This window comes from Streptomyces sp. NPDC028308 (assembly GCF_055565855.1).
The window spans coordinates 308,642-320,403 of sequence record NZ_JBVHTO010000005.1 but is presented as its reverse complement, the minus strand read 5'-3'; the positions used below and the strand labels follow the sequence as shown (position 1 = coordinate 320,403).

General features: G+C 70.9%; 8 protein-coding genes. 4 read left to right on the top strand and 4 right to left on the bottom strand.

Annotation, left to right across the window (positions count from 1 at the left end):
* Positions 1–113: 113 nt before the first annotated feature.
* The 4 genes from ACZ4VA_RS13920 to ACZ4VA_RS13905 form a co-directional block, all read right to left on the bottom strand.
* Positions 114–1,463, bottom strand: coding sequence for a serine hydrolase domain-containing protein (locus ACZ4VA_RS13920; RefSeq protein WP_356164424.1), 1,350 nt, complete (start codon positions 1,461–1,463; stop codon positions 114–116).
* 92 nt (positions 1,464–1,555) lie between these two features.
* Positions 1,556–2,764, bottom strand: a complete 1,209-nt coding sequence (locus tag ACZ4VA_RS13915) for a cytochrome P450 (protein WP_355793391.1) — start codon at positions 2,762–2,764, stop codon at positions 1,556–1,558.
* A 1,160-nt stretch (positions 2,765–3,924) separates the two neighbouring features.
* On the bottom strand, positions 3,925–4,710 hold the full coding sequence (locus ACZ4VA_RS13910; protein ID WP_468081366.1) for a thioesterase II family protein: 786 nt from the start codon (positions 4,708–4,710) through the stop codon (positions 3,925–3,927).
* Positions 4,711–4,967: 257 nt separating this feature from the next.
* Complete coding sequence (locus ACZ4VA_RS13905; protein WP_355786317.1) at positions 4,968–5,951, bottom strand: LacI family DNA-binding transcriptional regulator; 984 nt, start codon at positions 5,949–5,951, stop codon at positions 4,968–4,970.
* A 283-nt stretch (positions 5,952–6,234) separates the two neighbouring features.
* Here ACZ4VA_RS13905 and ACZ4VA_RS13900 point away from each other — a divergent pair, with 283 nt between their 5' ends.
* The 4 genes from ACZ4VA_RS13900 (at position 6,235) to ACZ4VA_RS13885 (ending at position 11,703) form a co-directional block, all read left to right on the top strand.
* Complete coding sequence (locus ACZ4VA_RS13900; RefSeq protein ID WP_356164428.1) at positions 6,235–7,161, top strand: carbohydrate ABC transporter permease; 927 nt, start codon at positions 6,235–6,237, stop codon at positions 7,159–7,161.
* Positions 7,162–7,166: 5 nt separating this feature from the next.
* Positions 7,167–8,120: a carbohydrate ABC transporter permease gene (locus tag ACZ4VA_RS13895; protein ID WP_355789520.1), complete on the top strand. Its 954-nt coding sequence runs from the start codon at positions 7,167–7,169 to the stop codon at positions 8,118–8,120.
* A gap of 83 nt (positions 8,121–8,203) precedes the next feature.
* On the top strand, positions 8,204–9,544 hold the full coding sequence (locus ACZ4VA_RS13890) for an ABC transporter substrate-binding protein (RefSeq protein ID WP_356164430.1): 1,341 nt from the start codon (positions 8,204–8,206) through the stop codon (positions 9,542–9,544).
* A 98-nt stretch (positions 9,545–9,642) separates the two neighbouring features.
* Positions 9,643–11,703, top strand: coding sequence for a beta-galactosidase (locus ACZ4VA_RS13885; protein WP_356238548.1), 2,061 nt, complete (start codon positions 9,643–9,645; stop codon positions 11,701–11,703).
* The last annotated feature ends 59 nt before the right edge of the window (positions 11,704–11,762 follow it).

Below are 11,762 nucleotides of genomic sequence, written 5' to 3'. Positions count from 1 at the left end.
AACGAACGGGGACGCGCGGACGCGGACAGCCCGGAGAGACAGCTGGAGGACCCACTGAGCGGTGGGGGGTGGCTGTCCGCGCGTGCGGCGGTGACGGTGACGGCGGCCCGGGGTCAGGGGGTGCCGGTGCGGCGGGCCGTGCGCCCGGAGATCTGCACGCGCTCGATCGCGCCCGTGGCGGGGTCGCGGTGGAACCGCCCGCCGGGCTCGCGCCGGCCGGTCGCCGGATCGATCAGGTCGCACGCCAGGTCCGGATAGCAGGCCAGCGGGATCGGGCAGTCGCCGTCCACGGAGAGGGTCGGCATGCCGTCGCTTCCGACGTCGATCCGGTACTCGGTGCCGCCGTTGCGATAGGTGCCCGCGCACTCCGGCAGCGGTACGGGACGGTCGTGGCGCGGGCGCGCCGGGGCGGTGGGAACCCGCATCCCGGTGAGCCGGGCGAGGTCGACGGTCAGGTCCTGCCACATGGCGGTGGCGCCCTTGGCGTTGCCGGCGAAGGCGACGACGACGCCGCTCTCGGGCTCGGCCCGCAGATGGCACGAGGTGCCCTGGGCGTTCCCGTCGTGCCCGCACCAGCGGCGGCCGTCCCGCTGGAAGAGCGCCGGGCCGAGGCCCCAGCCGCTCGCCAGGACGCCGGGGTCGGCGGCGGGTTCCTGGCGGCGCATCTGCGCGGCGGCGGAGTGCGGCAGCACATCGGAGCGCCCGACGAGCGCCTTGCCCAGGGCGGCCAGGTCGAGGGCGCTCGCCTGGACGGCGCCGGCGGGCGCCTCCAGCGGTGCCAGGTTCTGGTGTGCCGTACGTATCCGGCCCGAGGCGGTGTTGACGGCGTGTCCGGCGGCGGCCGGGCGGTCGGCGCGGGCGTCGCCGAGGAAGCAGGGCTCGGTGCCCAGGGGGTCGAGGAGCAGGGCCCGGACGGCTTCCCGCCAGGTCATCCCCGTCACCTCTTCGAGCAGCCGTCCGGCGGCGACGTAGCCGGCGTTGGAGTAGGAGAACGCGGTCCCGGGCTCGAACAGCGCGTCCTCGGCGGTGCAGACCGCGGAAAGGTAACGCGCGGCGGTGGTGCCGGCGGCGGTGTCCGAGTCGGGCCCGGTGGGCAGACCGGCGGTGTGACTGAGCAGGTGACGTACGGTCACCCCCGGTAACGCGCGTAACTCCGGGAGGAAGGAGGCGGCCGGATCGTCCAGGGCGAGGTCGCCGTCGTCGGCCAGCAGCATCACGGCGGCGGCGGTGTACGCCTTGGTGACCGAGCCCAGCGGGACGGCCGTGTCGGGGGTGAACGGGGTGCCCGTGGCGGCGTCGGCCGTGCCGGTGTGCAGGCTCAGGACGTGCGTCCCGAAGTCCACGACCAGCTGGGCGCCCGGTACCCGGTGCGTGTGGGCGAGGTGCTCCAGGCGGTGCTGCAGAGCCTCGCGCACGGGGGACGGTCGGCGGTCGGTGACCAGAGCGGCGGTGGGGTACGGCATGAGAAGGGGACTCCTGATGACTGCGGCTCAGGGCAGATGACGGACCGGTCCGCGAGGTGGGCGGGGCCGGGCCGGGGGAGATCTGCGCAGGGCTAGGGGCGGGTGACTTCGACCGGCAGATGGCGTACGCCGACGATGACGGCCGGGTTCTGGAACGTGACGTCGTCGTAGGACGGGACGTCCAGCGTGCGGAAACGTTCAAGCAGCATGCGCAGCGCGATGCGCGCTTCCAGCCGGGCCAGCGGCGCGCCGAAGCAGAAGTGGATGCCGTGGCCGAACGTCAGGTGGGGATTGGGGCTGCGGCGCAGGTCGAGGACGTCCGGCGAGGCGAACCGGGCGGGATCCCGGTTGGCCGCGCCCAGGTTCACCATCACCAGCGAGTCGGTGGGGATCTCGTGTCCGCCGAGCACCACGGGCCTGGTGACACGGCGTCCCAGCTCGGGGAAGGGCGGAAGCCACCGCAGCACCTCCTCGATGGCGTCCGGCAGTCCGCCGGGGTCGGCGCGCAGCGCGGCGAGCGAGCCGGGATGCCGGTCGAAGGTGCCGACGGCGTTGCCCAGCAGGGCAGTTGTGGTGATGTGCCCGGCCACCAGCAGCAGGGCGACGAACCCGACGATCTCCTGGTCCGCCATGCGCACGCCGTCGACCTCGGCGGCGAGGAGCTTGCTGGTGAGGTCGTCGCCGGGGTGGGCGCGGCGGTTGCGGATGTGCTCCAGGATGTAGCCGTTCATCTCGCGCACGGTCGGCGCGATGGCTTCCAGCGCCCGTTCCAGGTCGGCCATGTCGGGCGTCTCGCCGAGCTGGTCGCCGCTGAACAGGGTGCTCGCCCAGTCCTGGAAGAGCGTGTGGTCCTCGGGGGGTACGCCGAGCAGTTCGGCGATCACGATGATGGGGAGGGGGTAGGCCAGGGTGTCGACCAGGTCGAACCGGTCACGGTCGTCGACCGTGTCCAGTAATCGCGCGCAGACGGCTTCGATACGCGCTTCCAGTCCCTGCACCACCCGGGGGGTGAACGCCTGGCTGACCAGGGCGCGGAGCTTGCGGTGCTCCGGCGGGTCCATGCCGACGAAGTTGCCCTGCCGGAAGGTGTCGAAGTCCTGCTGGGTGGGTGCGATCGGGGACATGTCCGAGGAGTACGTGGCCTGGTCCGCCAGGACGGCGGCGACACCCTGGTGGTCCACGACCTGCCACACGCCCTGCGCCTCGTCGTGGCGGACGGGGCCGGTCTCCCGTAACGACCGCCACCGGTCGGCCAGGACGTCCCAGACTAAGGAAGCCTCCGTCAGTTGCTTGCTTGTCACCTTTTCTCCCTTGAGATGTGGGCGTGCAGGCACAGCGAAATCACTGGTGGAGCGATGGTGTGCGGCGTGTCCGGGCCGCCGGACGCCGGCCGGTGAGCGGGCGTCGTACGGACCCGGCCGACGGGGACGAGGGCGCCGTGGCGAGCGCCCCGCTCAACGGCCGTCCGGCCGAACTCCCCCCGGTTGTACGCCGGTTGGCGCGCCCTTCACGGGCGGCACGCCGAGATCCCCCTGATTCCGGCAGCCTCCGCGCCGGCCCGTACGGTGGCCGTCCGCGAGGTCAGTGGAGTCGTTCGCGAAGGGTCAACACGCCCTCCGCACCGTACTTCGGCTCGTCGCCGGTGCGTGAACGGACGGTGGCACCTGCCTTGCGGGCCATGCCGACATCACAGCTCCCCCAGTGCATCTTCCCGCGCAGCCACTGCGCGGGGCTTGTCCCAGCTCACACGAACACGTGTGAGGCCCGCAGACTCCGGTCACCCGGGGCGGGATGCGTGGGTACGCACGCCGACAGATCCTGTTCGTTCCAGGCACGGTGCGTACTCCAGGACATCCTCGTCCCGGTCGAACTCGGCCCACAGTCTTCATGGCGAGTCATGTGATAGCAACCCCCAGAAGTTGAACGGAGAGTGCTGGTCACAGCCCGTCCGATGTGACCACCGAGTAGCTTTCCCGGGGCCTCATCCGCGTGCACGACGGTCCGCCCGGATCGCCGCTTCCGGCGGGTGCCCTGACCGCCCGTTCTCAAACGTGCGAGCACCCACCACACTCGGCCGTTCCCGCCGGGCGTACGCCGAGGGGCGCTCCCACCAGGGCCGCAACCCCTGGACGTGGCACGTCAGTTGACAGATCTCGCCACGCGCTCGGCTTCGGCGGCGGTTCCCCCGGCCCGTCCGGTCAGGCTCGGGGGCCTCCCCGCGAGGGCCTGGAGCGACAGATTCCGGCCGCCGGGCGCTCGTGGACGCCGCGCCCCGCGGCCGGGCGCACGGGGGCGCACGGTCACGCCCTGTGCGCGGGCACGTGCATCCGCCGGAGGCCGGTGCTCCCCGCACATGACACCGACGGGACCGGGGCACGACGACACACGGTCACCATCGGCCGCAGGGCGAACTCACCCGCAGGGCCTTCGACTTGAAGCCCCGGACCCCGAGCGACCGCCCTCAGCCGCCGGAGTCCCGACCGGTCCCCCACGGCGCGGACCGGGCACGGTCCGCCACGAGCCGGGCCACGGCCGCCCGGTGCTCCGACAGGAAGAAGTGGCCGCCGGGAAAGGACTCCTGCCGGAAGTCGCCGGAGGTGTGCCGCTTCCAGGCGGCGGCATCCTCGGGCGTCACCCGCGCGTCCTGCTCGCCGGTGAGGCAGAGCACCGGCACGGGCACCGTGGTGTGCACGGCGGGGCGGTACAGCTCGACGGCGCGGTAGTCGTTGCGGATGGCCGGAAGCAGCAGCTCCATCAGGTCCGGGCTGTGCACGATGCCGTCACCGGTCCCGCCGAGCGCGGCGAGATGGTCCATGACCTCCTGGTCCGAGCCGTGGTGCACGCCCTCACTCCGGTGCACCGACGGGGCCGAACGCCCGGAGACGACCAGATGGCGAGGTACCCCCGGGTGTGCGGCGGCCAGCCGGGCGGCGGTCTCGAACGCCACGGTCGCCCCCATGCTGTGGCCGAACAGTACGAGGGGCACGGGCGTCTCGGCGTAGCGCCGGAGCGACGGCACCACCTGGTCGGCGAGGCCCTCTACGGTGGGGACGAAGGGCTCGGCCAGCCGCTCCTGGCGCCCGGGGTACTGAACGGCCGAGAGGTCGAACTCGTCGGGGAAGTGCGGGGCGAACGGCGTGAAGAACGTGGCCGCGCCTCCGGCGTGCGGGAAGAACACCACGTGCGCCACCGGCTGCCGCCCCCTGCGCAGCTCCCGGATCCAGGGATCCCTGCTCGCCCTCACCACGACCCACCCCTCACCCCGACCGACAAGACACCGCCCCGGCACCCTGCACGCGGTTCCCGGCACCCAGCACCCAGCACCCAGCACCCGAGTTCACCTGACGCGCTCGACACCAGGCATCAACATCCGCATCACACAAGCCTCATGACTACCCGTCACAGCTCACCTCATGACCCACACCGGAAACACCGGCACGACGACGGGACAACCGCCGGGCGGAACGCGGATGTCTGCGACGCGGGGAGCCCCCCGGACGACCGCTAGCCGCGCGGCGCCGTACTGCCGCGCACCACGAGCTTCGTCGGGACGAGCGTGGTGCCGTGCTCCGCGCCCTCATGGCGCATCCGCCGCAGGACGCCCTCGACGCAGAGGCGGCCCACCTCCGCGAAGTCCTGGTGGACGGTGGTGAGGGGCGGCAGGAAGGAGCTCGCCTCCGGGATGTCGTCGAAGCCGATGACGCTGACGTCCTCGGGGATCCGGCGGCCCCGCTCGTGGAGCGCCCGCAGCAGGCCCAGCGCCATCTGGTCGTTGGCGGCGAACACCGCCGTGCACGCCTCGTCGTCGGCGAGCCGGAGTCCCGCCCGGTAGCCGGACTCCGCCGACCAGTCGCCCCGTACGACGGGCGGCACGAAGCGGCCGGCCTCGGTGAGCGCGGCCCGCCAGGCGTCGGCACGGCGCTGCGCGGCGAAGGACTCCTCGGGGCCGGCGAGGTGCCAGACCGAGGGGTGTCCGAGGTCCAGCAGGTGCCGGACGGCCGCCCGCGCTCCCCCGGCCTGGTCGGTGTCGACCACGGAGTAGCGGTCACCGGCGTCCGAGTCGGCGACGACGACCTGCACATGGGGCGGCAGGGAGATGGTCGCCGCGTCGAGGAGGTGCACCTCCATGATGGCGATGACCGCGTCGACGGCGAGTTCGCCGAGGCGGGAGAAGGCACCCCGCACCTCGTCCTGGGTGGGCACGGCGACGGGCAGGAGCGTGACGGCGTAGCCCTCTTGTGCGGCGGAGGTGGCGATGGCCTCCAGCGTCCGCATGTTGCCGGTGGTGGAGAGGTTGAAGGTGATCACGCCGATGGTGCGGAACTCGCCGCGCTTGAGGGCGCGGGCGGCGCTGTTGGGCCGGTAGCCCAGTTCCTTCATGGCGGCGAGCACCTGCCGCCGTGTCTCCTCGTTGACTCCGGAGTAGCCGTTGGAGACCCGCGAGACGGTCTGCGAGGACACCCCGGCGAGTCGGGCGACGTCCGCCATGGACGCACTCTGTGTACGACGCCCGGCTGGTTTCGCCCTGCGTTCGTGAGCCCGTTCCACCGGTGTTGAGGCGCTGTCCGCGGTGTCCACTCGTCTCCCTCGCTACCCGGGCCGCCGTATCGCGAAGCGACCCTTGACCACCGACATTGGGGCAGTGTAGACATGCCGCCATCAGATGTTTACGTAAACATAACAGCCCGGAGCACCGTCCGGACCTCCATGTTTACGTAAACATCGCGGCGGCGTGCGACGCCGGTTCCGAGATGGACGAGCGAGGAACGACATGACGACGCTTCAACCCCCCGCGGCCGTGCGCCGGCGCCCGGAGCGGCCCCCGGCGAAACCGGACCGCCGCTCCTGGGCGGGATGGGGGTTCATCGGCCCCTTCGCGGTGGTCTTCGCCTTCGTCTTCCTGGCGCCCATCGGCTATTCGATCTACCTCAGCCTCTTCCGGGACCAGCTCATCGGCGGCACGACCTTCGTCGGCCTGGACAACTACCAACAGGCGCTTCAGGACGACCAGTTCTGGTCCTCCCTGGTCCGGGTGTCGCTGTTCCTGCTGGTCCAGGTGCCGATCATGCTGGGGATCGCCCTGCTGGTGGCGCTGGCCCTGGACAGCGGGCGGCTCTACGGCACGGACTTCTTCCGCATCTCGATCTTCCTGCCCTACGCGGTGCCCGCCGTGGTCGCCACCCTCATGTGGGGCTTCATGTACGGCACCAAGTACGGGCTGGTGGGTGACATCAACGACGCGTTCGGCGTCACCCTGCCCGACCCGCTGTCGAGCGACCTGGTCCTCGCCTCCATCGGCAACATCGTCACCTGGGAGTTCGTCGGCTACAACATGCTGATCTTCTACTCAGCGCTGCGGGTCATCCCGAGCTCGCTCTACGAGGCCGCGGAGATCGACGGCGCCGGGCAGATCCGCGTCATCACCGCCATCAAACTCCCCGCGATCCGCGGCGCCCTGGTGATCGCGACGATCTTCTCGATCATCGGCAGCTTCCAGCTCTTCAACGAGCCGAACATCCTGCGGCCGCTGGCGCGGAACGCGATCACGACGGACTACACCCCGAACTTCTTCACGTACTCGCTGTCCTTCAACGGCCAGCAGCACAACTACTCCGCGGCGGTCGCCATCATCATGGGCCTGATCACGATGGTCATCGCCTATGTCGTGCAGCTTCGCGGCATGCGCAAGGGAGCGTGACCTCGATGAGCAGCACGAGCAGCCCAGCCACCGTCTCCCCGTCCGCGGCCGCCCCGCCGGACCGCCCGGTCAAGGCCGTGCCCCGTCTGCGCAAGCGCGCCGAGCACGTCCCCGGACGGCCCCGGCGCAGCCTCCCGCTGACCGTGCTCACCGGACTGATCCTGGTCTACACCGTGGTGCCCCTGGTGTGGCTGCTGATCAGCGCCACCAAGACGCAGCAGGGGCTCGCCGACTCCTCCGGCCTGTGGTTCGCCGACGACTTCGCGCTCTGGGACAACATCCGCCAGACGTTCACCTACAACGACGGCATCTTCGGCCGCTGGCTCCTCAACACCCTGCTGTACGTCGTGCTCGGCGCCGGCGGTGCCACCTTCCTGGCGATCATCGGCGGCTACGCGCTGGCCAAGTTCGACTTCCCCGGCAAGCGCGGCGTCTTCGCCGTGGTCATCGGCGCCGTCGCCGTGCCCGGTACCGCTCTGGCGGTGCCGACCTTCCTGATGTTCAGCAAGATGGGGCTGACCGACACCCCGTGGGCGGTGATCATCCCCTCGCTGGTCTCGCCCTTCGGCCTCTACCTGATGTGGGTCTTCGCCACCGAGGCCATCCCCGTCGAACTGCTGGAGGCGGCCCGCATCGACGGAGCGGGCGAGGCGCGCACCTTCTTCCGCGTCGCCCTGCCGCTGCTGGCCCCGGGCATCGTGACCGTCCTGCTGTTCACCACGGTCGCGACCTGGAACAACTACTTCCTGCCGCTGATCATGCTCAAGGACCCCGACTGGTATCCCCTGACCCTCGGCCTGAGCGCCTGGAACTCCCAGGCCGAGACGATCGGCGGCGACGTGATCTTCAACCTCGTGATCACCGGTTCGCTGCTCACCATCGTGCCGCTGATCGCGGCGTTCCTCCTGCTGCAGAAGTACTGGCAGTCCGGCCTCGCCGCCGGAAGCGTCAAGGAATGACCCGCTCCCGGGCCACCACGCCGGCCGGTCCCGGCTCCTCCACCCACCGCCCGTCCCTCCCACGAAGAAGTGGAAGCACCTCCATGCGCAGAACGACCAGCCGCCTGATGCGCGGCCTCGCCGTCCTCTCCGTCCTCGCCCTGGGCGCCACCGCCTGCGGAGGCTCCGACGACGACAGCTCCGGTCAGAAGCCGGTCTCCGCCGACGACGTCCAGGCGGCCCTCAAGAAGGGCGGCAAGGTCACGGTCTGGGCCTGGGAGCCCACGCTCAAGACGGTCGCCGCCGACTTCGAGAAGAAGTACCCCAAGGTCGAGATCAACCTGGTCGGCGAGCGGTCGGGCGACAAGCACTACACCGCGCTGTCGAACGCGATCTCGGCCGAGAAGGGCGTTCCCGACGTCGCGCAGGTCGAGTACTTCGCGCTGGGCCAGTACTCCCTCACCAAGGGCCTGTCCGACCTGGCCCCCTTCGGCGCGGACAAGCTCGCCGACAAGTACACCCCGGGCCCGTGGAACGCCGTGAGCGACGGTGACAAGGTCTACGGCCTGCCCATGGACTCCGGCCCCATGGCGCTCTACTACAACAAGAAGATCTTCGACAAGTACAAGATCGACGTGCCGACCACCTGGGACGAGTACGTCGAGGCGGCCCGCAAGCTGCACAAGGCCGACCCGAAGGTCTACATCGCCAACGACGCCGGCGACGCGGGCTTCACCACCAGCATGCTGTGGCAGGCCGGTTCGCGCCCCTACAAGGTCGACGGCACCAAGGTGAAGGTCGACTTCTCCGACGCGGGCGCCAAGAAGTACACCGACACCTGGCAGAAGCTGATCGACGAGAAGCTCCTCGCGCCGATCAACGGCTGGACCGACGACTGGTACAAGGGCCTGGGCGACGGCACCATAGCCACCCTCGCCAGCGGCGCCTGGATGCCCGCCAACTTCGTCACCGGCGTGCCGAACGCCTCCGGTGACTGGCGCGCCGCGCCGATGCCGGCCTGGACGAAGGGCGACAAGGCGAGCGCGGAGAACGGCGGCAGCTCCCTGGCCCTGCCCACGCTCGGCAAGAACAAGGAACTCGCCTACGCCTTCGTCGAGTACGCCAACTCCGGTGCCGGTGTGCAGAGCCGGGTCAAGGAGGGCGCCTTCCCGGCGACCAAGGCCGAGCTGGAGTCCGAGGAGTTCCGCAACACCGAGTTCGAGTACTTCGGCGGCCAGAAGGCCAACGAGATCTTCGCGGACTCCGCCGCCAACGTCGCCGACGACTGGTCGTACCTGCCCTTCCAGCAGTACGCCAACTCGATCTTCAACGACACCGTCGGCAAGGCCTACGTCGGCAGCACGAAGCTCGCCGACGGCTTGAAGTCCTGGCAGGACGCCTCCGTCAAGTACGGCAAGGAGCAGGGCTTCACCGTCGAGAACTGACGGTACGTCACCGAGCTTTCTGAGCACACCGTTTCACGTCGCCGTCCGGGGTGGCCGATCCACTCCCCCGCCCCGGGCGGCACACCGGAAGGACCACCATGATCTCCACCCTCCTGTCCCGGCTGCAGCACGGGCCGGACGGTGACCCCACCCCGCGCCTCGCGTACGGCGCCGACTACAACCCCGAGCAGTGGCCGCGCGAGGTGTGGGCCGAGGACGTCCGGCTGATGCGCGAGGCCGGCGTCAACATCGTCTCCGTGGGGATCTTCTCCTGGGCCCGCATCCAGCCCGCCCCGGACGAGTGGGACTTCGCCTGGCTCGACGAGATCATGGACCTGCTGCACGCGGGCGGCATCGGGGTCGACCTGGCCACCGCAACCGCCTCCCCGCCGCCCTGGCTCACCACGGCCCACCCGGAGATCCTTCCCGTCACCGCCTCGGGCGAGACGCTGTGGCCGGGGGCGCGGCAGCACTGGCGCCCCACCTCCCCCGTCTTCCGCGAGCACGCGCTGCGCCTGGTGCGCGCGATGGCCGAACGGTACGCGGACCATCCGGCGCTGGTGGCCTGGCACGTCTCCAACGAGCTGGGCTGCCACAACGTCTACGACTACTCCGACGACGCCGCCCGCGCCTTCCGCGTCTGGCTGCGCGCCCGCTACAGCACGCTCGACGCGCTCAACCACGCCTGGGGAACGGCCTTCTGGTCCCAGCGCTACAGCGACTGGGAGCAGATCCTGCCGCCCCGGCTGGCCGCCTCGCACCCGAACCCGACCCAGCAACTGGACTTCAAGCGCTTCTCCTCCGACGCGCTGAAGGAGTACCTGCGCGCGGAACGCGACGTGCTGCGCGAGCTCACCCCGGACGTTCCGGTCACCACGAACTTCATGGTGATGGGCGGCACGAAGGGCATGAACTACGCCGACTGGGCGGCCGAGATCGACTTCGTCTCCAACGACCACTACGTCGTGCCCGGCCCGCAGGACCGCGACGAGCTGTCCTTCTCCGCCAACCTCGTCAGCGGCATCTCCGCCGGCCGTCCGTGGTTCCTCATGGAGCACTCCACCAGCGCCGTCAACTGGCAGCCGATCAACGTGGCGAAGCGGCCCGGCGAGCTGGCCCGCGACTCGCTGGTGCACGTCGCGCACGGCGCCGACGCCGTCTGCTTCTTCCAGTGGCGCCAGTCGGCGGCCGGCGCCGAGAAGTACCACTCGGCGATGGTCCCGCACGCCGGACCCGACAGCGAGCTGTTCCGCGCGGTCACCGCACTCGGCAGCACCCTGCGGACGCTGGCCCCCGTCGCCGGCACCGAACGCGAGCCCGCCCACGTCGGAATCGTCTTCGACTGGGAGTCGTGGTGGGCGAGCGAGCAGGACTCCCACCCGACCTCCCGCCTGGACTACCGCCAGGAGGCCCTCGACTGGTACTCGGCGCTGCTCGCGCTCGGCGTCCGGGCCGACGTCGTCACCGCGCAGGCCGAACTCGACCGCTACGACCTGCTGATCGCCCCCGTGCTGCACATGGTCCCGACCGCGCTGGCCAAGGACCTGACCCGGTACGTCGAGCAGGGCGGCCACCTGGTCACCACGTACTTCTCCGGTGTCGTCGACGAGAACGACCACGTCTGGCTCGGCGGCTACCCGGGGGCGCTGCGCGAGCTGCTCGGCATCCGCGTCGAGGAGTTCGGCCCGCTGCTGGACGGCGACACCGTCGAACTGGACCTGGACGGCGCCCCGACCGGCAGCCTGTGGACCGACCGGATCACCGTCACCGACCCCGACGTGGACGTCCTGGGCCGCTACCGCAGCGGTGCACACACGGGACTGCCCGCCGTCACGCGCCGCACGGTGGGCCGGGGCTCGGCCGCGTACGTGTCCACCCGGCTCGGCGCGGACGGACTCGCCGGGCTGCTCCCCCGGCTGCTCACCCCGGCCGGTGTCACCTCCGAACTGCCCGACGCAGCACGGGGAGACGTCGAACTGACGGTGCGCCGCGGCTCCGGCGCCCGCTACCTGTTCCTGGTCAACCGGACCGACGCGCCGGTGCCGTTGGCCGGACTCGACGGGGAACTCCTGATCGGCCGGAAGGACGCCGACGGCGCGCTCGTCCTGCCGCCCCGGGACGTCGCCGTACTGCGCCAGCCCGACCTCCGACACCCCTGAGTCGAGCCTGATCCACGCCTGATTCGAGGGGGCACACCGTCGTGCCCCGCCCGCGGGGC

Excerpts from the sequence above, each read along its gene's own strand:
- ACZ4VA_RS13920 (WP_356164424.1), bottom strand. The coding sequence starts at position 1,463 with ATGCCGTACCCCACCGCCGCTCTGGTCACCGACCGCCGACCGTCCCCC.
- ACZ4VA_RS13905 (WP_355786317.1), bottom strand. The coding sequence starts at position 5,951 with ATGGCGGACGTCGCCCGACTCGCCGGGGTGTCCTCGCAGACCGTCTCG.
- ACZ4VA_RS13900 (WP_356164428.1), top strand. The coding sequence starts at position 6,235 with ATGACGACGCTTCAACCCCCCGCGGCCGTGCGCCGGCGCCCGGAGCGG.
- ACZ4VA_RS13895 (WP_355789520.1), top strand. The coding sequence starts at position 7,167 with ATGAGCAGCACGAGCAGCCCAGCCACCGTCTCCCCGTCCGCGGCCGCC.
- ACZ4VA_RS13890 (WP_356164430.1), top strand. The coding sequence starts at position 8,204 with ATGCGCAGAACGACCAGCCGCCTGATGCGCGGCCTCGCCGTCCTCTCC.
- ACZ4VA_RS13885 (WP_356238548.1), top strand. The coding sequence starts at position 9,643 with ATGATCTCCACCCTCCTGTCCCGGCTGCAGCACGGGCCGGACGGTGAC.